Source organism: Aeromonas sp. ASNIH2 (assembly GCF_002934795.1).
Taxonomy (GTDB): Bacteria; Pseudomonadota; Gammaproteobacteria; order Enterobacterales; family Aeromonadaceae; genus Aeromonas; species Aeromonas caviae.
In genome coordinates this window covers 4002634-4025223 of record NZ_CP026406.1, presented here as the reverse complement: position 1 = coordinate 4025223, position 22590 = coordinate 4002634, and the positions used below count along the sequence as shown (strand labels likewise).

Below are 22590 nucleotides of genomic sequence, written 5' to 3'. Positions count from 1 at the left end.
CCTTCTTCAACGGCTTGTTTAATGGAGAGAAAAGATGTTTGTAGAGATTTTTGGTCGTCCCGGTTGCCCCTATTGCGTGCGTGCCAAGCAGATTGCCGAGCAACTGACCGAGGAGCGCGATGACTTCGAGTTCCGCTACGTGGATATCAACGTGGCCGGGCTGACCAAGGACGATCTCGCCGCCAAGGCGGGCAAGCCGGTCACCACTGTGCCGCAGATCTTCCTGGATGAGCAGCACATCGGCGGCTGCACCGATTTTGAGGCCTATGCCAGAGCCAATCTGGGTCTGTAAGCCCCGACACCATGAAAAAAGGCGCCTCTGGCGCCTTTTTTCATGTCGCCAAGCCTGCCTCAGGCCACCGGCGTGAAGCGGCTCACCACCTGTCCCTGATGTTCAATCCACTCCATGAACATGGCGACGGGGCGGGCATAGACCTGACCATCCTGTTCGGATTGATAGATCACCAGCTGCTCCTGGGTTTCGGTGTGCAAGGCCAGGGCCAGAACCTGGTAATAGCCCCCCTTGAAATGGCGGTAGCGACCGGTGGCGGGTGCCTGCATGAGTGAACCTCGAGAGCGGAAAGATGAGCCCCCGTGCCTGCGTGCTCCCCTGGCAGACCGACGGGTCGGGGCCTTTTTTACCCCAGCCAATCGTGCCAGATGGGGGAGATATTTCAATACACTCATGTTGCTTTATGAATCTGCCCCTCATCTTTCACTGATCTACCAAAGAGAGGCAAACGATCATGCTGAATTTAACATTTCAACAACCCTGTTTCAGGGGTAAATATCAGGGATTTATTCCATAAATTAGATTGTTCTAGCATTCAATTCTGTGAAGAATAGGGGCAGAGAAATTTGATACTAAAAACAGCTTTTCTGCCAACGCGCCCCACGGGGAAGGAATCACGCTCACCATGTTCACTATCGACAAGTCGCACAAGCTCGACGATGTCTGCTATGACATCCGCGGCCCGGTGCACAAAGAAGCTCGCCGTCTCGAAGACGAAGGTCACCGCATCATCAAGCTCAACATCGGCAATCCGGCCCCGTTTGGCTTCGAAGCACCGGAGGAGATCATCAAGGATGTGATCCTCAATATGCCCCAGAGCCAGGGCTACTGCGACTCCAAGGGGCTGTTCTCGGCCCGCAAGGCGGTGATGCAGTACTACCAGCAAAAAGGGATGCGCAAGGTCGACATCGACGACATCTACATCGGCAACGGTGCGAGCGAGCTCATCGTGATGGCGATGCAGGCGCTGCTCAACAATGGCGACGAGATGCTGGTGCCCTCCCCCGACTACCCGCTCTGGACCGCGGCCGTCACCCTCTCCGGCGGCCATGCGGTGCACTACCGCTGTGACGAAGGGGCTGACTGGTATCCGGATCTCGACGACATCCGCGCCCGCATCACCCCGCGCACCCGCGGCCTGGTGCTGATCAACCCCAACAACCCGACCGGCGCCGTCTACGGCAGCGAGTTTTTGCTTGAAGTGATCGAGATCGCCCGCCAGCACAACCTCATCATTTTCGCCGACGAAATTTACGACAAGATCCTCTACGACGACATCTCCCACACCAGCGTCTGCACCCTGTGCGACGATGTGATGGTGGTGACCTTCAACGGCCTCTCCAAGGCCTACCGCGCCTGCGGCTTCCGCCAGGGCTGGATGGTCATCACCGGACCCAAGGGCCGCGCCAAGGGCTACATCGAGGGACTGGAGATGCTGGCCTCCATGCGGCTGTGTGCCAACGTGCCCATGCAGCACGCCATCCAGACCGCCCTTGGGGGCTACCAGAGCATCAACGAGCTGATCCTGCCGGGGGGCCGCCTGCGTCGCCAGCGGGACAAGGCCTGGGAGCTTTTGAACGAGATCCCCGGGGTCTCCTGCGTCAAACCCAAGGGAGCGCTCTACATGTTCCCGCGCCTCGACCCCAAGGTGTATGACATCCGCGATGACCAGAAGATGGTGTTCGATCTGCTGCAGCAGGAGAAGCTCTTGCTGGTGCAGGGCACCGGCTTCAACTGGCCGGCGCCGGATCACTTCCGGCTGGTGTTCCTGCCCCGGGAAGAGGAGCTGGAAGAGGCTATCGGTCGCCTCGCCCGCTTCCTCAAGGGCTACAAGCAGTAAGCAAGGCTCATGAAAAAGGCTCCCGCGGGAGCCTTTTTGTTGTCTGTCGTTTTCTATCCGCGCCATCAGTCGTGCAGCAGGGCCCCGGCCACCAGCACCGCCATGGTGATGAGCCCCACCCCGATGATGAAGGGCAGCACCCAGCGCACGAAGCGATCGTAGGGGATCCTGGCGAGCGCCAGCCCCGCCACCAGGTGGGCGGCGGTGGGGGCAAACAGGTTGATCCAGCCGGAGGCGGACTGATAGGCGGTGATCACCAGATCCCGGGAGATGCCGGAGAAGTCCGCCAGCGGTCCCATCAGCGGCATGGAGACGGTCGCGAGCCCCGAGGTGGAGGGAATGAAGAAGCTCAGGATGATGTGCACCAGATAGGCCATCAGGATGAAGACCGACGACGACAGTCCGCTCACCAGCCCCTCGGCCCAATGCAGTATGGTGTCGATGATGACGCCGTGCTCCATCACCACATAGATGCCGCGCGCCACCGCCACCACCAGGGCCACCCCGATGAGATCCCGCGCCCCGTTCAGGAAGGTCGCCACGTAGTTGGACTCCGGCATCCGGTTGATGAGGGCAATCAGGATGGAGGCGCTGAAGAAGAGGGTGGAGAGCTCGTCGAACCACCAGCCCAGGGTGGGCAACAGATCAATGCCCAGATCCGACCAGGGCACCACCGCATAGATCATCAGCAGGAAGGTGCCGAAGAAGACCAGCATGGTGAGCTTCTGCTTGCCGCTGAAGGCGAGGTTGCCGCTCTTCATCTGGGAGAACTCGTCGTCATAAACGATATCGGCCAGCACGGAGCGGGACTTGTCCTGCTGCACCTGCCTGGCGTAGCGCATCACGAACCAGGAGGCGAAGATCACCAGCAGCAGCCACTGGATGACCCGTAGCCCTATCCCCTCACCGATGGGGATACCCGCGAAACCAGAGGCGATGCCGGTGGCAAACGGATTGACGGTGGAGGCGAGCACCCCGACCCCGGAGCCGAGCAGGATGATCCCGGCCGCCACCATGCGATCGAAGCCCGCCGCCATCATCACCGGCACGATGAGTGCCCAGAAGGCCACCGTCTCCTCCGCCATGCCGAAGGTGGAGCCACCCAGGGCGAACAGGGCGATCAGCACCGGGATGAGCAGCCGCTCGCGCCCGGCGAAGGTACGCACTATGGCCCCGACCCCGGCATCCAGCGCCCCGCTCTGCATGGTCACCGCCAGAAAGCCGCCGATGATGAGTACGAACAGTGCTACGTCCGCCGCCTTGTGAAAGCCCTGGATGGGCGCCTTGAGCACATCGAATACCCCCTGGGGTTGGGAGGGGAGCTCGGTGTAACTGCCGGGTACCGGCAGCAGTCGCTCGTCACCGCTGTAGTCGGCCACGGCCGCTGCAGCCACCGGCTGCTGGGTCTTGGCCGTCACATAGTTGTATTTTCCCGCCGGCAGCACCCAGGTGAGGGCCGCCATCAGGGCGATGATGATGAAAAGCAGGGTATAAACCGTGGGGAGCTGGCGCTTCTTGGGCGCCTCATGGGATGTGGTCATGGCTTTCGTACCTCGGCGGTGCCGTCTGTGATCCGGACAGCGCAAGCCTAGCGGGTTTGTTCGGGGAAAAAGGTGATCGCGGATAATAAACCTGAGGCAACAGGTTGAGTCTGCTGCAAAAAAACAGGGCCCCGCAGGGCCCTGTCTGTGCTGACGACCGACTTACAGCTCGACCACGTCGAATTGCACGTCCGGATTCACGTCCGCATCGTAGTCCACCTCGTCCAGGCCGAAACCGAACAGGCGCAGGAACTCCTGCTTGTAGCCGGTGTAGTCAGTCAGCTCGGAGAGGTTCTCGGTGGTGATGGAGGGCCAGAGATCACGGCAGGTCTGCTGCACGTCTTCACGCAGCTCCCAGTCATCCATGCGGATGCGGGCCTGCTCGTCCAGCGCCATGTCGGCGCCGTACAGGCGGGTGCGCATCATGCGGTCCACCTGCTCCATGCAGCCCTCGTGAATGCCCTTCTCCTTCATGATCTTGAAGGCCATGGAGATGTAGAGCGGCATCACGGGAATGGCAGAGGAGGCCTGGGTCACCACGGATTTGAGCACGGCCACGTGGGCGGTCCCCCCCTTGGCAGCCAGATCGCCACGGATGGCGGTGGCGGCGCGGTCCAGATCTTCCTTGGCACGCCCCAGGGTACCATGCCAGTAGATGGGCCAGGTCAGGTCGGTACCGATGTAGGAGTAGGCCACGGACTTGGCGCCGTCAGCCAGCACACCCGCATCGCGCAGAGCCGCCATCCACAGTTCCCAGTCCTGGCCGCCCATGACGGTGATGGTGCTTTGGATCTCTTCCTCATTCGCCGGCTCGACGGTGGCGGTGATGATCTGATCCTTGTTGGTGTCGATGGCGGTGGAGGTGTAGACTTCGCCGATGGGTTTGAGGGCGGAGCGCACCACTTCGCCGGTGTCCGGCAGCTTGCGCACCGGAGAGGCCAGAGAGTAGACCACCAGATCGATTTGACCCAGATCCTGCTTGATGAGCTCGATCACCTTGGCACGGCACTCGTGGGAGAAGGCATCGCCATTGATGCTCTTGGCGTAGAGGCCGGCCTCTTTGGCGGCCTTGTCGAAGGCGGCGGAGTTGTACCAGCCGGCGGAGCCCGTCTTGGTCTCGGAGCTCGGCTTTTCGAAGAAGACACCGATGGTGGCAGCTCCGCTGCCGAAGGCTGCGGCAATGCGGGAGGCCAGACCATAGCCGGTGGAAGCGCCGATCACCAGCACCTTCTTGGGGCCATTCTCGATGGCGCCCTTGGCTTGGGTGTAAGCGATCTGGCGACGAACATTGGCTTCACAACCGACCGGGTGGGTGGTGGTGCAGATAAAGCCGCGAACCTTGGGTTTGATGATCATGTGTTGTCTCTTATCCGTTTGATGGATGAAATCGGGGCATAAGATACCTCATTGCGGCCCGTTATGGTGCTCTGATGTGTTGAACTGCGGGGAAACAGGCAGGGATCCGTCGCTTTATGCCGCCATGGCACACCCATTGCGCAGGAGATCTCCCCGCCATGGACCAGAGAGAGGCGACGTGAGGACCGGAATGTCGCTCCCGAAACGAGGCCGTTGTCTGACCTTGCGCCATGTACTAGTGTGCAAGGAAGAGTATTCAAGGAGGAGTCTATGTCACGCATGCTGGTCATCTCTCTCACCTGCCTGGGGCTTGCCACCGTCCCCGTTGTCCAGGCGGCAGTCTATCAATGCGCCCGCGATGGGCAGATCACCTTCAGTGACATCCCCTGCAGCAGCGACGCCAAACCCATGGCACTCAATGTCTATACCCCCTCCCCCGAGGCGGTGGAGCAGGCGGCCAACCAGACCCGGGAGATAGAGCAGAGCCTGGCGAACGGCCAGAAACAACGCCAGGCCGAGGCGCTGCGCACCGAGATCGAGGCCAAAAAGCAGAAGATGAACAACGAGATGACCCAGATCACGGAGAACAAGGCAAGATCCCGCAATGTCTCGGCAGAGATGCAATCGGTCACTACCCGATATCAGAAAGAGATTGAGTCCCTGAACCAGAAACTCTCTACCTTGCAGGCAAAATAAACACTCTCTGTTTCGGGACAGAAAATATACAGAAGCGGCAATGTCGTCACGGGTTCACACATGCCGGATATCCAAAAACTCACACCCTTGGCCGTTTATTTCTCACACCAGAGAGTCAGATAGCGGCTATTTCCAGATCCCCGCCTCCACCTAATTTCACTGTGCCCATATAAGACTCATTAAATACCCATGTAGGCCACATGGCGCGCCACTGGGTTCATATGAAGGCGATATATAGAATAGTCAGTGCCAAAAGAGGCGCCTTCATGCCAATATTCCCTGGGGCCCAAAGTGGTCCACGAGATAAATAACCTTGGTACGAGACCCTACAATTAAGAAGCTATTTATCAACATTGAAAAATAAAAAGTTAATTTGAGTACGATGACGACTCATCAGGACGCAATGCTATTGTTAATTTACTCATATTTGGTCGTTATCCCATTCAAGGGTCTCATGGAGGAGCGCTGTCATGTTCTGGAATCAAAAAGCAAGCAAGGAAGCCAGTGAGCAAGCGGCAAGGGTGGTGGAACTGGGGGCATTTGAACAGGCTATCCAGTTGCAGGTCCCCTTCGTCCAGTTCACCCCGGCGGGAGTGGTCACCTTCGCCAACGCGCTGTTTCTCAAGATCGTGGGATTTGAACGTGACGAGGTGATTGGCAAGCATCACAGCACCCTCTGCTTCCCCGACGACGTCAATACCCGGGATTACGAGACCTTGTGGCAGGATCTGCGCCACGGCGTCTCCCGCAGCGGTCGCTTCATTCGCCAGTCGAAATCCGGCAAGGCCGTGTGGCTGGAGGCGACCTATTTCCCCATCGTGATCGACGGCAAAGTGGTGCGGATCGCCAAGGTCGCCTCCGACGTGACCCAGCAGCAATCCACCCTGGAGCGCACCCAGGCACTGCTGGCAGCCCTGGACAAGTCCCTGGCGGTCATCGATTTCCAACCCGATGGCACCGTCATCACCGCCAACCAGAATTTCCTCAACTGCTTTGGTTACCGGCTGGAAGAGGTGGTCGGCAAGCATCATCGTCTCTTCTGTGACACCGAGTTCTACCAGAACAACCCCCATTTCTGGCAGGATCTCGGCTCGGGTGACATCAAGTCCGGGCTTTTCATGCGTCTGGGTCACCGGGGGGAGAAGATATGGCTGGAGGCCACCTACAACCCCATCTTCAACCACGAGGGCAAGGTGGTCAAAATCATCAAGCTGGCGAGCGACATCACCGAGCGGGTGGAGAAATCCATCTCCACCCGGGAAGCGGCCCAGAAGGCGTGTGCCATCGCCAGCGAAACCGTCGCGAGCGCCGCCAGGGGGCGGGAGGTCATCGACAGGGTGCTCGACACCTCCTCTCACATCAACACCTCGGTCAATGCGGTCAGCAAACAGATAGAGCAGCTCAACCAGCAATCCAGGAGCATCGAATCCATCATCTCCACCATCAGCGGCATCGCGGATCAGACCAATCTGCTGGCCCTCAACGCGGCCATCGAGGCGGCCCGCGCCGGGGAACAGGGACGGGGATTCGCGGTCGTGGCCGACGAGGTGAGGCAACTGGCGGCGCGCACTTCCAGCTCCACCAGCGAGATCGTCACCGTCATCAAGCACAACTCGGAGATCACCTCCCAGATCACCCAGACCGTCTCCGTCGTCTCCGACAAGGCGGTGGCAGGTCAGGAGCAGGCCACCATCATCGCCGACGTCATCAAGGAGATCATCGAGGACGCCAACTCGGTGTCGGACACCGTCAAGAGCCTCTCCATCTGAGCGACAGCTGCCAATGACAACGGGGGGCCCAGGCCCCCCGTTGTCATTGCTGTCCGCCCACCCGAAACCCGCTCAGCCATCCCCCAGGAGATAGTGTCTGGCTTCCTCGTCCGCCAGCGCGAGGGCGATGTCCCATAGCGCGGCGATGCAGAGCCCCTCCTCCTCCACAGCTTCCTCTTCCAGCGCCTCCAGGGCTCTGGCATCGGCCAGGGTAAAGGGGGGATGGCTCAACAGGCTTTTGGCCGCGGCCAGCAAGTGCATGTCGCTCATCGGTCGGCTCCTTCTTAGACAGCGTGTTTCCCTGCCCAGACTGTAGCCCAATGACGGCGACTCATCCCCCGGTGGCGACTGCCTGCGCACGCTTCCTGCCGGACGGCAGTTGGCCCACCCCGATGCCGGCCAGCACGGCGGCACAGGCCACCCATTGCAGGGCAGTGAGCGTCTCTCCCAGCAGCAGATAGGCGAGCAGCAGGGTAAAGACCGGTATGAGGTTCACATAGGCAGCCGCCAGGGTCACCTTCACCTGGGTCACCGACCAGTTGTAGAGCAGGTAGGCACCAAGTGTCACGAAGGCGCCGAGGAAGAGGATGACCCCCATGTCCTGCCAGGCCCAGCTCGCGGGCCAGGGCGCACTGAAGGCAAAGGGCGCGAAGAAGAGCATGCCGACGAAGGCCTGCAACGCTGTCAGTGTCATCACGCCGTAGCGGCTGGAGAGCTTCTTGAATACCACGGAATAGGTGGCGGCGCAGAGCATGGCGCCCATCTCCAGGCTGTTGCCGAGCAGGGCGTTGGGGGCGAACTCGTCTGCGCCCTCCCCCAACCCCAGCAGGGCGATGCCAACGATGGCGATGGCAAAGCCCAGCAGCTGGCGGCGACTCACCCGCTCTCCAAGCAGTACGAAGGCCACCAGAGCCACCATCAGGGGAAGCAGGGCACAGACCATACCGGCCTGGCCGGCACTGGTGTAACGCAGGGCGTTGACTTCAAGAAGAAAGTAGAGGCAGGGCTCAAGCGCCCCCATCAGGGCCAACCAGCGCCAATCCCCCTTCTGGTAAGTGACGCGGCCAAGCTGGCGGTAGCAGAGCAGCCAGCAACAGGACGCCACCCCCATCCGCATGAAGAGCACCTGACCGAAGGACCAGATTTCCAGCACATGTTTGAGGGCGATGAAGGAGCTGGACCAGAGCAGCATGGCCAGGGTCAGCGTCAGGACGGGTAAAGGGCGCACAATGCCTCCATGAATTGGGCATTCGAATAATAACCATACGGCCTTGCGGTTGTCTAAAGGCACCTAACATCAGATAATACGGCCGCCTTCATACCGGATAACCCATCTTCAATGACTGAGTACCTGCTTTTACTGGTCGGCACAGTGCTGATCAACAACTTCGTGCTGGTGAAGTTCCTCGGCCTTTGCCCCTTCATGGGTGTCTCCGGCAAGCTGGAAACCGCCATCGGCATGGGTCTGGCCACCACCTTCGTCATGACGCTGGCCAGCGCCTGCTCCTATCTGATGGAGCACTATATCCTGATCCCGCTGGAGATCGCCTACCTGCGCACCCTGGGCTTCATTCTGGTGATCGCCGTGGTGGTCCAGTTCACCGAGATGGTGATCCGCAAGAGCAGCCCGACCCTCTATCGCCTGCTCGGCATCTTCCTGCCGCTCATCACCACCAACTGTGCCGTGCTCGGCGTGGCGCTGCTCAGCATCAACGAGCGCCACAACTTCATCCAGAGCATCATCTACGGCTTCGGGGCCGCCGTCGGCTTCTCCCTGGTGCTGATCCTTTTTGCCGCCATGCGTGAGCGGCTGGTGGCTGCCGACGTGCCGGCACCGTTTCGTGGCGTCTCCATCGCCATGGTCACCGCTGGCCTGATGTCGCTGGCCTTCATGGGCTTTACCGGCCTCATCAAGATATAACGCTATGATTCACATACTCTTTGCCATTCTGGTGCTGGCCCTGCTTGCCCTGGCCTTCGGCATCATTCTCGGCTTTGCCGCCGTCAAGTTTCATGTGCAGGCCGATCCCATCGTCGATCAGCTCGATGCCCTGTTGCCCCAGACCCAGTGCGGCCAGTGCGGTTACCCGGGCTGCAAACCCTACGCCGAAGCCCTGGCCAATGGCGACAAGATCAACAAGTGCGTGCCCGGTGGCGACGCCACCATGCGCAAGATTGCCGACCTGATGGGGGTCGAGCCCCAGTCTCTGGACGGCGGTGAAGACGCGGCAATCCCCGTCAAGAAGGTGGCCTTCATTCACGAAGACATGTGCATCGGTTGCACCAAGTGCATCCAGGCCTGTCCGGTCGACGCCATCCTGGGTGCCACCAAGGCGATGCATACCGTCATCGCGGCCGAGTGCACCGGGTGCGACCTCTGCGTCGACCCCTGCCCGACCGACTGTATTGAAATGATCCCGGTGCCGACCACGGTCGACAACTGGAAATGGGATCTGGCCAAGGTCGCCATTCCGGTCAAGATAGTGGAATAAACAGCGGAGTAACCATGCAGCATCTGCTCGAACGCATCAAAGCCGGCACTCTGTGGGATTTTCACGGCGGCATCCATCCCCCCGAGAACAAGCACCAGTCCAGCCTGACCCCCGTCGTTGACGCGGGCCTTCCCCCCCAGCTCATCATTCCGGTGCGTCAGCACGCGGGTCCGGCCGGCGAACTGCTGGTGCGGGTGGGGGACAAGGTCAAGAAGGGGCAACCCCTCACCCGTTTTGACAAGGGGCGCATCGTGCCGGTGCACGCTTCCACCTCGGGCACCATCACCGCCATCGAGCAGCACACGGTGGCGCACCCCTCCGGTCTTGACGATCTCTGCATCCTCCTCACCCCGGACGGAGACGATGCCTGGGGCGAGCGCACACCCCAGCCTGACTACTGGAACCTGGAGCGGGGGGCGTTGCTCGAGCGCATCCAGCAGGCCGGCATCGCCGGGCTCGGCGGCGCCGTCTTCCCGACCCACAGCAAGCTCGACGGCCGTGGCCAGCTCACCGAAATTCTCATCATCAACGGGCTGGAGTGCGAACCCTACATCACCACGGATGACAGGTTGATGCAGGAGTACGCCGACGAGATCATGGACGGCATCCGGGTACTCAAGCACCTGCTCAAGCCCAAGCTCACCCTGATCGGGGTGGAAGACAACAAACCGGCGGCCATCGAGGCCCTGACCCGCCATACCAGCGACGCCGACGTGCTGGTCAAGTCGGTACCGACCAAGTACCCCTCCGGCGGCGCCAAACAGACCATAGAGCTGCTCACCGGACGCCAGGTGCCCAAGGGAGGCCGGGCGGTCGACATGGGAATCATGGTGCTCAACGTCGCCACCGTCTTTGCCATCAAGCGCGCCATCATCGATGGGGAGCCGCTCATCGAGCGCATCGTCACCCTCACCGGCGACGCCTTCAAGAAACCCGGCAATGCCTGGGTACGTCTGGGCACGCCGGTACGCTGGCTGCTCCAGCGTTTCGAGCTGCAACCAGAGGCGGATCAGCGGGTCATCATGGGGGGCCCCATGATGGGCTTCACCCTGCCCCACGCCATGGTCCCCGTGGTCAAGGCCACCAACTGCCTGCTCTCCCCCACCCGCACCGAGCTGCCGCCCCCCGGCCCGGAACAGGCCTGCATCCGTTGCAGTGCCTGCGCCGATGCCTGCCCCGCCACCCTGCTGCCCCAGGAGCTTTACTGGTACAGCCGGGTCAAGGAGTACGACAAGGCCGAGAAGCTCAACCTCTTTGACTGTATCGAGTGCGGCGCCTGTGCCTGGGTCTGCCCGAGCGAAATCCCCCTGGTGCAGTACTACAAGATCGCCAAGGATGACATCCGCGAGGCCCGTGCCGAGGCCGAGAAGGCCGAACGAGCCAAGCAGCGCTTCGAGGCCAAGCAGGCTCGCTTCGAGCGTGAGAAGGCGGCCCGCGAAGCCCGCCACGCCGAAGCCGCAGCCCAGCGTCGCCAGGCCATGACGACGGCCGGGGGCGAAGATCCGGTCGCCGCCGCCCTGGCCCGCATCAAGGCCAAACAGGAGACGGCCCAGGTGGCCGTGAGTGAACCCGCACCGGACAACGAGGCCATGATTGCCGCCCGTGAGGCGCGCAAGCAGGAGGCCATCGCCCGTCGTGCCGCCAAAGCCGCCAATGGCGAGGGCAATGGGCTGGCTGACACCCCGGCATCTGGGGAGCAACATCCCAAGGCAGAGCTGGATCCCAAGAAGGCCGCCATCGCCGCCGCCCTGGCACGGGCCAAGGCCAAGAAAGCCGCCCTGGCGCAAGGGGACACGCCGATGGTCGCGGGTGAGACATCTGTAAACACAACCGATAACGCCATTGAGGCCCCGGCCGCCGCATCCGAACCCGCCGCAGAGGTGGACCCCAAGAAGGCGGCCATTGCCGCCGCCATCGCCCGGGCCAAGGCCAAGAAGGCTGCTCAGGCGCAAGGTGACGGGCCGGTGGTCGCGGGTGATACATCCGTGAACACAACCGAACACGCCGTTGAGGCCTCGGCCGCCGCATCCGAACCCGCCGCAGAGGTGGACCCCAAGAAGGCGGCCATTGCCGCCGCCATCGCCCGGGCCAAGGCCAAGAAAGCCGCCCAGGCGCAAGGTGACGCACCGGTGGTCGCGGGTGAGACATCCGTGAACACAACCGATAACGCCGTTGAGGCCCCGGCCGCCGCATCCGAGCCCGCCGCCGAGGTGGACCCCAAGAAGGCGGCCATTGCCGCCGCCATCGCCCGGGCCAAGGCCAAGAAAGCCGCCCAGGCGCAAGGTGATGGGCCGGTGGTCGCGGATAAGACATCCGTGAACACAACCGATAACGCCGTTGAGGCCCCTGCCGCCGCATCCGAGCCCGCCGCCGAGGTGGACCCCAAGAAGGCGGCCATCGCCGCCGCCATCGCCCGGGCCAAAGCCAAGAAGCTGGCGGCCGAGGCTGCCTCCTCCCCTTCGACCGACAAGAGCCACTGATCCATGTTCAATATCGCGAGTGCGCCTTTTGCCCACAACCGCAAACAGACCCAGACCCTGATGGTGCTGGTGATCCTGGCCTGCCTGCCCGGCTTCCTGGCACAGACCTGGTTCTTCGGCTGGGGGACCCTGATCCAGATCCTGCTGGCGCTGGTCACGGCCCTGGGTTCGGAGGCCCTGGTCCTTCGCCTGCGTGGCCGCCCCGTCAAACCGGCCCTGCTGGATGGTAGCGCGGCGCTCACCGCCGTGCTCATCGGTCTCTCCCTGCCCCCCCTGCTGCCCTGGTGGATGCTGGTGCTGGGCACGGCGTTCGCCATCATCATCGCCAAGCATCTCTATGGCGGGCTCGGTCAGAACCTGTTCAATCCTGCCATGGTGGCCTATGTGCTGCTGCTGGTCTCCTTCCCGGTCCAGATGACCAGCTGGCTGCCCCCCTCCAGCATCGCCGCCTACGACATCGGCTTCGCCGATGCGGCCTCGGTGATCTTCACCGGCTTCAGCCTCGACGGCTACAGCATGCTGCAGCTCAAGCAGGGGGTGGATGGCCTGACCATGGCCACGCCGCTGGATACCTTAAAGACCGGGCTGACCCAGGGGCTGACCGCCACCGAAGTGATGACCCACAAGGTCTTCGAGGGCTGGGGTGGCATCGGCTGGAGCTGGGTCAACCTCGGCTACCTGCTGGGAGGCCTCTTCCTGCTCCAGCAGAAAGTGATCAACTGGCGCATTCCGACTGCCGTGCTGGGCGCATTGCTGCTCGCTGCCACCCTGGGCTATCTGGCCACCCCGGATGCCACCGCCACCCCCATGCTGCACCTGTTCAGCGGTGCCACCATGCTCGGGGCCTTCTTCATCGCCACCGATCCGGTGAGTGCCAGCACCACCGCAAAGGGGCGCCTCGTCTACGGTGTGCTCATCGGCGTGCTGGTCTATGTCATCCGCCGTTTTGGCGGCTATCCGGATGCCTTCGCCTTCGCCGTGTTGCTGGCCAACCTGTGCGTTCCCCTGATTGACAGTCTGACCCGCCCCAAGGTCTATGGAGCCCGTCGCAAATGAACCCACATCTGAATTGTCGCAGACGCGAGACAGGGAGCCTCCCATGTTGAAAAGCATGCGCAAGAATGGCCTGACCCTGGCCCTCTTTGCCCTCGGCTGCACCGCCATGGTGGTGCTGACCAACGAACTGACCCGGGATCGCATCGCCCACCAGCAAGAGCTGGAGAAGCTGCGCACCCTGCAGGCCCTGCTGCCCGAGGGGAGTTATGACAACGATCTGGTGGCCAGCTGCAAGCTGGTCAGCAGCCGGGAATACCTGGGCAGCAATGAGCCCATGCCCCTCTATACCGCCACCCTCAAGGGGGTGCACACCGGCTACGCGCTGGAAACCGTGGCCCCCGATGGTTACAGTGGAGCCATTCGCATGGTGGTCGGCACCGATGCAAAAGGGGCCGTCAGCGCGGTCAGGGTGCTGGCCCACAAGGAAACCCCGGGGCTTGGTGACAAGATAGAGCTGAAGAAATCCAGCTGGATCGACAGCTTCACCGACAAGTCCCTCACGGCCGACAACGACGCCACCTGGGCGGTGAAGAAGGATGGCGGCGAATTCGACGCCTTCACCGGAGCCACCATCACCCCGCGGGCCGTGGTCAAGGCGGTGAAAAATTTGCTGAGGCTGCAACAGGAGCACCCCGAACTGCTGCACGATGCCCCCTCCTGCCATGTCAACCCCTAACGCCGGAGCACACGCAATGGAACAAGTCGACGTGATTGACACGGCCAGCCAACCCGCCGGGGAAAGTGGCCGCCGCGAAGAGCTCAAGGAGTTGATGCTGCAGGGACTGTGGAAGAACAACCCCTCCCTGGTGCAGGTGCTGGGGCTCTGCCCCACCCTGGCGGTCTCCTCCACCTTTACCAATGCGCTGGGGCTCGGCCTTGCCACCATGGTGGTACTGGTCTGCTCCAACCTCGCCGTCTCCCTGGTGCGCAACTGGGTGCCCAAGGATATCCGCATCCCGGTCTACGTGATGATCATCGCGGCCCTGGTGACCAGCGTGCAGCTGTTGATGAACGCCTACACCTACGGCCTCTATCAGGCGCTCGGCATCTTCATCGCCCTCATCGTCACCAACTGCGTCATCATCGGCCGCGCCGAAGCCTATGCCTCCAAGAATCCGCCCCTGCTTGCCGCCCTCGACGGCTTCATGATGGGGCTGGGCTTTACCCTGGTGCTGCTGGTACTGGGGGGCCTTCGCGAGATCATCGGCATGGGCACCCTGTTTGATGGTGCCGAGCTGCTGCTGGGTGACTGGGCCAAGTCATTGCGCGTCGAGCTGTTCCACGCCGACGCCAGCCTGCTGCTGGCGATCCTGCCCCCCGGCGGCTTCATCGGCCTCGGTTTGATGATCGCCGGCAAAAACGCCATCAACGACTGGATGGGCCGCAAGCAGAGTGCCGAGAAGGCCCACTGCACCGTGCCGGCGGCGGGCGCCCGCACGACCCAGCTCTGAGACAAGAGAGAGCCATGAACAACCAGAAACGCAGGCTGATCCTGGAGCGGTTGCGCGATGACAACCCCCATCCCACCACAGAGCTCAACTTCACCACGCCCTTCGAGCTGCTCATCGCCGTGCTGCTCTCGGCCCAGGCCACCGACGTGAGCGTCAACAAGGCCACCGACAAGCTCTATCCGGTGGCCAACACCCCCCAGGCCATGCTGGATCTGGGGGTGGACGGGGTCAAGGAGTACATCAAGACCATTGGCCTGTTCAACACCAAGGCCGAGAACGTCATCAAGACCTGCGCCATCCTGCTGGAGCGCCACGGCGGTGAGGTACCGGAGAATCGCGAGGCCCTCGAGGCCCTGCCCGGCGTCGGCCGCAAGACGGCCAACGTGGTGCTCAACACCGCCTTCGGCTGGCCCACCATCGCCGTCGACACCCATATCTTCCGGGTCTCCAACCGCACCGGCTTTGCCGTGGGCAAGAACGTCGATCAGGTGGAGGAGAAGCTGCTCAAGGTGGTCCCCGCCGAGTTCAAGCTGGACGTGCACCACTGGCTCATCCTGCACGGGCGTTACACCTGTCTCGCCCGCAAGCCCCGCTGCGGCTCCTGCATCATCGAAGATTTGTGCGAATACAAAGAGAAGGTCTATCCCGAGAGTTGATCTGCAGGCCTCTGCGGATCCGGTCTCGGGCCATGGATTCAAGGCAGTACCAATCCACCAACCCGGAGAATTGAGCAATGAGAATTCTGCATACCATGTTGCGCGTCGGCGATCTGCAACGTTCCATCGACTTCTACACCCGAGTGCTGGGCATGACACTGCTGCGCAAGAGCGAGAACAGCGAATACAAGTACACCCTGGCCTTCGTCGGCTACGGCGACGAGAAGGATGAAGCCGTCATCGAGCTCACCTACAACTGGGGCGTGAGCGAGTACGAGCTCGGTTCCGCCTATGGTCACATCGCCCTGGAAGCGGACGACATCTATGCCACCTGCGAGGCACTGCGCGCCGCCGGCGCCAAGATCACCCGCGAGCCGGGACCGGTGAAGGGCGGCACCACCGTCATCGCCTTCGTGGAAGACCCGGACGGTTACAAGATTGAGCTGATTGCCAAGAAAGACGCCGGTAACGGCCTGGGCGCCTGAGCCCACGCCGCCTGGCGGTGAGAAAAACAACGGGGCCCAGGGCCCCGTTTTCATTGGCTGCGGCCACCGTCAGGCCAGGCGGAAGCGCCCCATGCTCTGGCGCAGACCCGCCGCCAGCTGGCTCAGCTCCAGACAGGCTTTGGCGGTGTGATCCGCGCCGGTCGCGACCTCGTTGGAGGAGTCGTTGATGCGCGCCACGTTGCGGCCCAGCTCATCGGAGACCGCATCCTGCTCGCCACAGGCACTGGCAATCTGGATCGCCATGTCGGCTATCTGGGCCACCGCCTCTTCAATCTGACGAATGTCCGCGCTGGTGCGTTCGCTCTGACTCACGCACTGGCGGATCATCTCGCAACTCTGGCCGGTCACCGACTTCGCCCGGTTGGCACGGGCCTGCAGGGTCTCGATGATGGCGACGATTTCGCCGGTGGAGGCCTGGGTACGCCCCGCCAGGGTGCGCACCTCGTCGGCCACCACCGCAAAGCCGCGCCCCTGCTCACCGGCACGGGCCGCCTCGATGGCGGCATTGAGTGCCAGCAGGTTAGTCTGGTCGGCAATGCCGCGAATGACATCCACCACCAGGTTGATCTGGGCGGACTCTTTCTCCAGTTCACTCACCAGGTTGCCCGCCTGCTCCATCTCACCGGCCACCCGGGTGATGGCATCCAGGGCCCCCTGCACATCCTGACTGCCACGACGAGCCAGGGCATTGGCGGAGCTTGCCGACTCCGAGGCCACCTCGGTGTTGCCCGCCACATCCGCTACCGTCGCCTTCATCTGGGCCATGGCGGTGGCGACCTGGGCTATCTCCTGCTGCTGGCTCTGGATCCCCTGGGATGATTGCTCGGAGACCGCGCTCACCTCCTCGATGGCGGCCCCCAGCTGAGTCACGGCGGCGGCCACCTCCTCGATGAGCCCACGCAGGTTGTCCTGCATCTTGAGGGAGGCGCTGGCCAGCATCCCCAGTTCGTCCTGCCCGATGTGCTGGCGATCCAGCCGATGGGTCAGATCTCCCAGGGCGATGGCATTGGCCTGGGCCACCACGGCTTGCAAGGGCAGGCAGATCTGGCGGGTGAGGAACCAGGTCATGACCCCCATGAAGATCAGCAGGGTCGCGATGCTCACCACGGCAAAGGTCATCACCATGGTGACGCTGCCAAGCAGGCTGCCACGGTTCTCTTCCACAAAGCCAAGATTCACCTTCACCAGTGCACGCACCGCCAGCTCCAGCTCGGTGTAGAGCCCGTTCGAGCGAAACAGCGCCTCCCTGGCCTCATCCCTGCTGCCCTGGAACAACAGGGCATCCACCTGGTTGACGGCCCCCAGATATTGCAGCCACTGCTGCTTGACGCGGTTGAAGGCCTGGCGTTCATGCTCGGCCCCCACGGTTGCCTCGTAGGCATCCATGACCTGCTGCACCTTGCCCAGGCTCTCCTGGATGCGGGCGCGGCGAACCTGCCTGTCGACGGCATCTTCCACCATCAGCAGGGCAAACTGGGCACGGCGCACATAGGAGACGTCGTAGAGCAGGTTGTCCACCGAGAGCACGCTTGGCAGGGTGGAGTCGGTGAAGTTCAATACCCGATCCCGAATGTCCCGCAGTTCGGTGGCGAGAAACAGACCGAAGACGGCGTTGATGACGGCAATGACCGCAAAGACGGCGGCAATCTTCTTGCCGATGGAGAGATGCTTGTAAGACATGTTGGCTGGTGATCCTCGACTGCAGATGTGCAGTGACACAATGATCACATCCGTGTAAGCGGTGACCCGAGACTCCTGACGGGAAATGACGATGGGAGCGAAGAGAGGGGATCCCTTGCTTCCCGCTCGCCCCACGCCGGGCCTTGTGCCCGCCACGAGGCTGCCAGCACAGGAGCGACCAGCTCGACGCAAAACTTGAGCCGATTGCCACAATCGGTCCGCCGTCATGGACAAAGTAGGGGCCAGGTTATGTAATTACCGCTCGTCTCTCCCCATTCCTGTCTTCAGAGGCCCCATGGACAACGTATCGACCCTCTCCCCTTCCTGGTCTGGCCAACTGCGCGAGCAGATAGCGGATCGCCCCCTCATTGCCCTGGGGTTGCTGCTCGCCCTGGTCGTCGTGCTGCTGCTCCTGGTGCAGAGTCTCGTCATGCTGGCAGCAGGGGAGATCACGCCCGGGGTACGCTATGGCCTCATCGGCGGCGCTGCGGGTTTTGCCGCCACGGCGCTGGGCGCCCTGCCTGCCCTGTTCCTGCGCGCCGTTCCCCAACGGGTGGAAGATGCCATGCTGGGGTTCGCCGCCGGCATGATGCTGGCGGCGAGCGCCTTCTCACTGCTGCTGCCGGGGCTCGAGGCCGCCGAGGGGATCACGGGTGACGGCTTCCTCGCCGCCGCCGTGGTAGTGGCCGGCATGACCCTCGGGGTGCTGCTGATGCTGGGACTGGATCAATTCACCCCTCACGAACACGACAAGACCGGCCCTTGTGGCCCCGGCCATGAGAGCTGCTCACGGGTCTGGCTGTTCGTCTTCGCCATCGCCCTGCACAACCTGCCCGAAGGCATGGCCATCGGGGTCAGCTTCTCCCAGGGGGACATGACGGTGGGACTGCCGCTCACGACCGCCATTGCCCTGCAGGACATTCCCGAAGGACTGGCGGTGGCGCTGGCCATGTGCGCAGCCGGTTTTCGCCCGCCGGTGGCCGTGCTGGTCGCCATCGGCAGCGGCCTGCTGGAACCGCTTGGCGCCCTGCTCGGGGTCGGACTCGCCAGCGGCATGGCCATCGCCTACCCCATCGGCCTCGGGCTCGCGGCTGGTGCCATGCTGTTTGTTGTCTCCCACGAGGTGATCCCGGAAACCCATCGCAACGGCCACCAGACCCACGCCACCCTGGGCCTGATGGTAGGCTTCGCTCTGATGATGACCCTCGACACCGCGCTCGGCTGATCACCCCCCTCAAGCCCCGTGCGCCCGGTGGCGACAGCGCGAACCCCTTGAAATAAGAGGGGGAAATCGCCTAATGTTGAGCCCCCGGCGCCCTTTAACTGGTTGATGTACGGCGCCTGAATCCCATCGGAAGCCTGCCCGGATGACCCTCAGGATAATCCTGCTGCTGTGCCTGCTTGTCCTCACCACCAGGGCCATTGGCGCCACCGAGGTCTTTCATACGGCCGCGCAGCAGGCGTCGTCCCCCAAGTACGTGACGCTCCCCGACGGGCATGTCGGCGGGATCTGCGTCGATCTCTTCCGGCTCATGGAAGCGAGGGAGCCTGCCCTTCGCATTGAGGGAGATCAGCGCTTCCTGCCGCTGCGACGGCTGGAAAAGAAGGTGCAGCACGGCCAGCTGGACTTCATCTGCGGCGTGGGGGAGAGCCCGGCCAGGCGGGATCACTTCATCGTCCTGACCCCCGCCATCTTCACGGTGCGCTACTACCTGGCGGTGCGCCGTGACGATCCCGTCGAGATACGCAGCTGGCAGGATGTCAGGGCCCTCGGCCAGGCGGGCATCATCCTCATCAACCATGGCAGCGGTGCCATCGCCCGGCTCCAGGACATCGGCGGCCTCATCATCGACAGCGGCGGGATCAGCAACCAGGCCAACTACGAGAAGTTGTTGATGAAGCGCGGCCGTTTCGTCTACTAACGCTCCCCGGGGTTTGAGTCCGACTTGCGCGAACAGGGGCTGGCCGACAAGATCCGCATCCTCCCCACCGTGATGGAAGAGACTCCCTTCTACATCCTGTTCCATCGCCACAGTGCCCCAGAGCGCCTGACCCTTTTCGCCAACACCCTGCAACGGCTCGCAGACAGTGGTGCACTGGCCGCCCTGGCCAGACGCTACCCCTGACCCCCCATCCGCGCCATCGCAATGCTCGGCGCCACCGCCAAGTTTTGCTATCATCCACGCCAACTTTTTCGGCCCAGCGGCCATCGAGACGAGGTAGATGATGAAAGTAGGTATTATCGGCGCCATGGAGCAGGAAGTAGCCCTCCTGCGCAGCCAGCTGAGCGAGCCCACCACCCTGCAACTGGGCGGCTGCGAGTTCTATCAGGGCAAGCTGGCCGGTAAAGAGGTGATCCTGACCCGCTCCGGCATCGGCAAGGTCGCCGCCAGCGTCGCCACCAGCCTGCTGCTGGAAAAGTTCGCTCCCGATTGCGTCATCAACACCGGTTCTGCCGGCGGCTTCGCCCAGGATCTGCACATCGGTGACGTGGTCATCGCGAGCGAGATGCGCTTCCACGACGTGGACGTGACCGCCTTCGGTTACGAAATGGGCCAGATGGCCCAGCAGCCCGCCGCCTTCCCCTGCGACGAAAAACTCATCGCCCTGGCACAAGCCTGCATTGCCGAGCAAGGCAAGCACCAGACCAAGGTCGGGCTCATCTGCACCGGTGATCAGTTCATGTGCAAACCGGACGCCATCGCGAAAGCCCGTGCCGACTTCCCGCAGATGCTGGCGGTGGAGATGGAAGGGGCCGCCATCGGCCAGGTGTGCCACATGTTCAAGGTGCCCTATCTGGTGGTACGGGCCATGTCGGACATCGCCGGCAAGGAGCAGGTGGAATCCTTCGATGCCTTCATCGAGGTGGCGGGTCAACACTCCGCCGAAGTGATCATCGCGCTGCTCGGCAAGCTGTGATCGACGCCCCCTCCTGGGATGCCCTGATGACCGCCCTCGCCTCCACGACGGCGGCCATCATGGTGGGGGCCGCCCTGCTGGAGGCCCTGCTGCCCTGGCCCGCACGCTTTCGACCCGGCGCAGCCGTGCCTCTACTCACCCGCCTCGGCCAGAAGGTCTATCGCCCCGACGGCACGCCACGCCAGCAGAGCCAGGCCGGGCTCCTTGCCCTGCTGGTGGTCTGGGTGCCCTGCGCTGCCGGTCTCTGGGCGGTGCGCAATCTCTCCCTGTCCGAGCCCCTGTTCGACCTCCTGTTCCTGCTGCTGATGCTCGAATCCCGCCCCTTGCGGGAACTCGCCCGAGGGAGCCGCGCCCTGGCGACCCAGGAGACGCTGGTCGTGGCAAGGCTGCAGGTCGCCCCCTGGCTCAAGCGGGAAACCGGCAAGCTCTCGGTGATGGGGTTGAACAAGGCGGTGAGCGAGACCTGCGTACTGCGCCTCGTCGGCCAGTGGGCCGCCCCCCTGCTGGGCTTCGCCCTGGCCGGGGTACAGGGTGCCCTGCTGGTGCGGCTCGCCCAGTTGACCCATCTGGCGTGGAACCCCAAGCAGAACGCGTTCGTCCACTTCGGCCGCCCTGCTGCGGCGCTCTATCAGGGTTTCTGCGCCCCTGCCATCCTGCTGCTGGCGCTCCCCCTGTGCCTGACCCAGGTGCGCGGGCTGGGCAACAGAGTGCGACCTGCGTTGCATTGGCCCCATCCCGCCATGGGGGTCCTGCTCGCGCTGCTGGCCCGGGCGACAGGCAGCCGACTCGGCGGCCCCCGCTACTATCAGGGCCAGCTGGTGCGCTTTCCGGTATTTGATGAGGGGAGCGAACCCGATGCCAACCTGCCCCTGCGCCTGCTGCAGCGTCTGCAACTGACCGGCTGGGGCTGGCTCGGGCTCTCGCTACTCCTGACATGGATGGAGCTCAATCATGGCTGATCGCGTTTCCCTTCGTGCCCTGGGCCTGTTTGTCTGCCTGCTGGGCACCTCACTGTGCGCCATGGCCACCCCGCCGCAGCGCATCGTGAGCCTCACTCCCCATCTGACGGAACTGCTGTTCGATATCGGCGCCGGGGATCGCGTGGTCGCCACCGACGATGCCTCCGATTACCCCGCCGACGTGGCCAACCTCCCCAGGGTGGCCAACTATCGCAGCATCAACCTCGAGGCGCTGCTGGCCCAGAAGCCGGATCTGGTAGTGGCCTGGCGCTCCGCCCAGGCCCGCATGCTGGGCCCGGTCGAGCGCCTCGGAATTCCCGTCTTCTACTCGGAGCCCACCGACTTTGCCTCCCTGGCTACCGAGATGCGCAGCCTGGGGCACCTTCTCGGGCTCACGTCCAGGGCCGACGAGCAAGCCCGCGCCTATCTGACCCGGCTCGACGCCCTGGCTGCGCGCTACGGCGAGCCCAAGCCCCTGTCTGTCTTCTATCAGCTCTGGTACCCGCCGCTCACCAGCGTCAATAATTCGACCTGGCCGGGGCAGGCCATCACCCTCTGCGGCGGACGCAACATCATGGCGACGACGGGAGCAGCCTACCCCCAGGTCGGGCTGGAGCAGGTGATCAAGGCCAATCCCGGGCTCATCCTGGCTGGCGGCCGGGATCCTTCCGTGCTGGATCACTGGCGGCAGTGGCCCATGCTGGACGCCGTCAAACACCAGCGGCTCGCCCTTATCAACGCCGATGAACTGCACCGCTTCACCCCCCGCGCCCTCAACGCGGTGGAGCAGATATGCGAGGCGATCGCCGGGACCAGCACGCCAACTCCTTGATGGCGCCTGCGTCACGGCGATGCTCTCTCCCATATCGCTGGTTATGGCATAAAATATGCTTTTGA

At 63.0% G+C, this 22590-nt stretch carries 22 protein-coding genes and 2 pseudogenes; 18 read left to right on the top strand and 6 right to left on the bottom strand.

All coding sequences use genetic code 11. From position 1 onward, the window contains the following. Nucleotides 1-34 precede the first annotated feature (34 nt). On the top strand, nt 35-292 hold the full coding sequence (locus tag C3F36_RS19360; protein WP_010674029.1) for a GrxA family glutaredoxin: 258 nt from the start codon (nt 35-37) through the stop codon (nt 290-292). A gap of 59 nt (nt 293-351) precedes the next feature. On the opposite strand, the gene C3F36_RS19355 is transcribed toward C3F36_RS19360, so the two are convergent. After that, complete coding sequence (locus tag C3F36_RS19355) at nt 352-561, bottom strand: DUF1653 domain-containing protein (RefSeq protein ID WP_010674028.1); 210 nt, start codon at nt 559-561, stop codon at nt 352-354. A 356-nt stretch (nt 562-917) separates the two neighbouring features. On the opposite strand from C3F36_RS19355, the gene C3F36_RS19350 reads away from it, so the two are divergent. Further along, nucleotides 918-2132 (top strand): pyridoxal phosphate-dependent aminotransferase, encoded by a 1215-nt coding sequence (locus tag C3F36_RS19350; protein WP_005302243.1) that lies wholly within the window; start codon nt 918-920, stop codon nt 2130-2132. A 65-nt stretch (nt 2133-2197) separates the two neighbouring features. Here C3F36_RS19350 and C3F36_RS19345 read toward each other — a convergent pair whose 3' ends face one another. Together C3F36_RS19345 and fabV are read right to left on the bottom strand one after the other, a co-directional pair. Next, nucleotides 2198-3673: a YfcC family protein gene (locus tag C3F36_RS19345; protein ID WP_045525451.1), complete on the bottom strand. Its 1476-nt coding sequence runs from the start codon at nt 3671-3673 to the stop codon at nt 2198-2200. Between the two features lie 162 nt (nt 3674-3835). Continuing rightward, complete coding sequence (gene fabV, locus C3F36_RS19340) at nt 3836-5029, bottom strand: enoyl-ACP reductase FabV (RefSeq protein WP_041212832.1); 1194 nt, start codon at nt 5027-5029, stop codon at nt 3836-3838. Nucleotides 5030-5299: 270 nt separating this feature from the next. On the opposite strand from fabV, the gene C3F36_RS19335 reads away from it, so the two are divergent. The 3 genes and pseudogenes from C3F36_RS19335 (at nt 5300) to C3F36_RS23890 (ending at nt 7494) form a co-directional block, all read left to right on the top strand. Beyond that, nucleotides 5300-5725 carry a DUF4124 domain-containing protein gene (locus C3F36_RS19335; RefSeq protein ID WP_104455716.1) on the top strand — a complete coding sequence of 142 codons (426 nt, stop codon included), beginning with the start codon at nt 5300-5302 and terminating at the stop codon, nt 5723-5725. 470 nt (nt 5726-6195) lie between these two features. Then, nucleotides 6196-6954: pseudogene (locus tag C3F36_RS23895) on the top strand (PAS domain-containing protein); the annotation flags it as partial. A 6-nt stretch (nt 6955-6960) separates the two neighbouring features. Continuing rightward, entirely contained in the window at nt 6961-7494 is a 534-nt protein-coding gene (locus tag C3F36_RS23890) for a methyl-accepting chemotaxis protein (RefSeq protein WP_257978395.1), read from the top strand. 72 nt (nt 7495-7566) lie between these two features. On the opposite strand, the gene C3F36_RS19325 is transcribed toward C3F36_RS23890, so the two are convergent. Both C3F36_RS19325 and C3F36_RS19320 read right to left on the bottom strand, forming a co-directional pair. After that, nucleotides 7567-7764, bottom strand: a complete 198-nt coding sequence (locus C3F36_RS19325; protein ID WP_104455715.1) for a hypothetical protein — start codon at nt 7762-7764, stop codon at nt 7567-7569. 61 nt (nt 7765-7825) lie between these two features. Then, entirely contained in the window at nt 7826-8722 is an 897-nt protein-coding gene (locus C3F36_RS19320; RefSeq protein WP_041212829.1) for a DMT family transporter, read from the bottom strand. A 111-nt stretch (nt 8723-8833) separates the two neighbouring features. Between C3F36_RS19320 and rsxA the strand changes: the two genes are divergently transcribed. From rsxA to gloA, 8 genes are all read left to right on the top strand, one after another. Continuing rightward, nucleotides 8834-9415: an electron transport complex subunit RsxA gene (gene rsxA, locus C3F36_RS19315; protein ID WP_039038677.1), complete on the top strand. Its 582-nt coding sequence runs from the start codon at nt 8834-8836 to the stop codon at nt 9413-9415. Nucleotides 9416-9419: 4 nt separating this feature from the next. Then, the gene (gene rsxB, locus C3F36_RS19310; RefSeq protein ID WP_042017194.1) at nt 9420-9986 is read left to right on the top strand and encodes an electron transport complex subunit RsxB; all 567 of its coding nucleotides are present in this window, start codon (nt 9420-9422) and stop codon (nt 9984-9986) included. Nucleotides 9987-10000: 14 nt separating this feature from the next. Beyond that, the gene (gene rsxC, locus C3F36_RS19305) at nt 10001-12466 is read left to right on the top strand and encodes an electron transport complex subunit RsxC (RefSeq protein WP_104455714.1); all 2466 of its coding nucleotides are present in this window, start codon (nt 10001-10003) and stop codon (nt 12464-12466) included. A 3-nt stretch (nt 12467-12469) separates the two neighbouring features. Next, nucleotides 12470-13522, top strand: coding sequence for an electron transport complex subunit RsxD (rsxD, locus tag C3F36_RS19300; RefSeq protein WP_010674314.1), 1053 nt, complete (start codon nt 12470-12472; stop codon nt 13520-13522). 43 nt (nt 13523-13565) lie between these two features. Then, nucleotides 13566-14198: an electron transport complex subunit RsxG gene (gene rsxG / locus C3F36_RS19295; RefSeq protein WP_104455713.1), complete on the top strand. Its 633-nt coding sequence runs from the start codon at nt 13566-13568 to the stop codon at nt 14196-14198. 16 nt (nt 14199-14214) lie between these two features. Continuing rightward, a complete protein-coding gene (locus C3F36_RS19290) occupies nt 14215-14973 on the top strand; it encodes an electron transport complex subunit E (RefSeq protein WP_010674312.1) in 759 nt (252 codons plus the stop codon). Between the two features lie 14 nt (nt 14974-14987). After that, entirely contained in the window at nt 14988-15629 is a 642-nt protein-coding gene (gene nth, locus C3F36_RS19285; protein WP_005302279.1) for an endonuclease III, read from the top strand. A 77-nt stretch (nt 15630-15706) separates the two neighbouring features. Next, entirely contained in the window at nt 15707-16114 is a 408-nt protein-coding gene (gene gloA, locus C3F36_RS19280) for a lactoylglutathione lyase (protein ID WP_039038673.1), read from the top strand. A 69-nt stretch (nt 16115-16183) separates the two neighbouring features. Here gloA and C3F36_RS19275 read toward each other — a convergent pair whose 3' ends face one another. Next, nucleotides 16184-17815: a methyl-accepting chemotaxis protein gene (locus C3F36_RS19275; RefSeq protein WP_104455712.1), complete on the bottom strand. Its 1632-nt coding sequence runs from the start codon at nt 17813-17815 to the stop codon at nt 16184-16186. A gap of 295 nt (nt 17816-18110) precedes the next feature. Between C3F36_RS19275 and C3F36_RS19270 the strand changes: the two genes are divergently transcribed. The 5 genes and pseudogenes from C3F36_RS19270 (at nt 18111) to C3F36_RS19250 (ending at nt 22525) form a co-directional block, all read left to right on the top strand. Further along, nucleotides 18111-19040 carry a ZIP family metal transporter gene (locus C3F36_RS19270; protein ID WP_104455711.1) on the top strand — a complete coding sequence of 310 codons (930 nt, stop codon included), beginning with the start codon at nt 18111-18113 and terminating at the stop codon, nt 19038-19040. 142 nt (nt 19041-19182) lie between these two features. Next, nucleotides 19183-19941: pseudogene (locus tag C3F36_RS19265) on the top strand (substrate-binding periplasmic protein). 100 nt (nt 19942-20041) lie between these two features. Then, complete coding sequence (mtnN, locus tag C3F36_RS19260; protein WP_010674306.1) at nt 20042-20734, top strand: 5'-methylthioadenosine/S-adenosylhomocysteine nucleosidase; 693 nt, start codon at nt 20042-20044, stop codon at nt 20732-20734. A 26-nt stretch (nt 20735-20760) separates the two neighbouring features. Next, on the top strand, nt 20761-21693 hold the full coding sequence (locus C3F36_RS19255; RefSeq protein WP_104456095.1) for a cobalamin biosynthesis protein CobD/CbiB: 933 nt from the start codon (nt 20761-20763) through the stop codon (nt 21691-21693). After that, on the top strand, nt 21686-22525 hold the full coding sequence (locus C3F36_RS19250) for a cobalamin-binding protein (RefSeq protein ID WP_104455710.1): 840 nt from the start codon (nt 21686-21688) through the stop codon (nt 22523-22525). Before C3F36_RS19255 ends, C3F36_RS19250 begins: the two co-directional genes overlap by 8 nt. Nucleotides 22526-22590 lie beyond the last annotated feature (65 nt).

What these genes read in the sequence shown, in the direction of transcription:
- C3F36_RS19270 (WP_104455711.1), top strand. Translation starts at nt 18,111, where the DNA reads ATGGACAACGTATCGACCCTCTCCCCTTCCTGGTCTGGCCAACTGCGC.
- C3F36_RS19325 (WP_104455715.1), bottom strand. Translation starts at nt 7,764, where the DNA reads ATGAGCGACATGCACTTGCTGGCCGCGGCCAAAAGCCTGTTGAGCCAT.
- nth (WP_005302279.1), top strand. Translation starts at nt 14,988, where the DNA reads ATGAACAACCAGAAACGCAGGCTGATCCTGGAGCGGTTGCGCGATGAC.
- C3F36_RS19250 (WP_104455710.1), top strand. Translation starts at nt 21,686, where the DNA reads ATGGCTGATCGCGTTTCCCTTCGTGCCCTGGGCCTGTTTGTCTGCCTG.
- C3F36_RS19255 (WP_104456095.1), top strand. Translation starts at nt 20,761, where the DNA reads ATGACCGCCCTCGCCTCCACGACGGCGGCCATCATGGTGGGGGCCGCC.
- C3F36_RS19355 (WP_010674028.1), bottom strand. Translation starts at nt 561, where the DNA reads ATGCAGGCACCCGCCACCGGTCGCTACCGCCATTTCAAGGGGGGCTAT.
- gloA (WP_039038673.1), top strand. Translation starts at nt 15,707, where the DNA reads ATGAGAATTCTGCATACCATGTTGCGCGTCGGCGATCTGCAACGTTCC.
- C3F36_RS19335 (WP_104455716.1), top strand. Translation starts at nt 5,300, where the DNA reads ATGTCACGCATGCTGGTCATCTCTCTCACCTGCCTGGGGCTTGCCACC.
- rsxA (WP_039038677.1), top strand. Translation starts at nt 8,834, where the DNA reads ATGACTGAGTACCTGCTTTTACTGGTCGGCACAGTGCTGATCAACAAC.
- rsxB (WP_042017194.1), top strand. Translation starts at nt 9,420, where the DNA reads ATGATTCACATACTCTTTGCCATTCTGGTGCTGGCCCTGCTTGCCCTG.
- C3F36_RS19360 (WP_010674029.1), top strand. Translation starts at nt 35, where the DNA reads ATGTTTGTAGAGATTTTTGGTCGTCCCGGTTGCCCCTATTGCGTGCGT.
- fabV (WP_041212832.1), bottom strand. Translation starts at nt 5,029, where the DNA reads ATGATCATCAAACCCAAGGTTCGCGGCTTTATCTGCACCACCACCCAC.
- rsxD (WP_010674314.1), top strand. Translation starts at nt 12,470, where the DNA reads ATGTTCAATATCGCGAGTGCGCCTTTTGCCCACAACCGCAAACAGACC.
- C3F36_RS19290 (WP_010674312.1), top strand. Translation starts at nt 14,215, where the DNA reads ATGGAACAAGTCGACGTGATTGACACGGCCAGCCAACCCGCCGGGGAA.
- C3F36_RS19275 (WP_104455712.1), bottom strand. Translation starts at nt 17,815, where the DNA reads ATGTCTTACAAGCATCTCTCCATCGGCAAGAAGATTGCCGCCGTCTTT.
- C3F36_RS19350 (WP_005302243.1), top strand. Translation starts at nt 918, where the DNA reads ATGTTCACTATCGACAAGTCGCACAAGCTCGACGATGTCTGCTATGAC.
- rsxG (WP_104455713.1), top strand. Translation starts at nt 13,566, where the DNA reads ATGTTGAAAAGCATGCGCAAGAATGGCCTGACCCTGGCCCTCTTTGCC.
- mtnN (WP_010674306.1), top strand. Translation starts at nt 20,042, where the DNA reads ATGAAAGTAGGTATTATCGGCGCCATGGAGCAGGAAGTAGCCCTCCTG.
- rsxC (WP_104455714.1), top strand. Translation starts at nt 10,001, where the DNA reads ATGCAGCATCTGCTCGAACGCATCAAAGCCGGCACTCTGTGGGATTTT.
- C3F36_RS19345 (WP_045525451.1), bottom strand. Translation starts at nt 3,673, where the DNA reads ATGACCACATCCCATGAGGCGCCCAAGAAGCGCCAGCTCCCCACGGTT.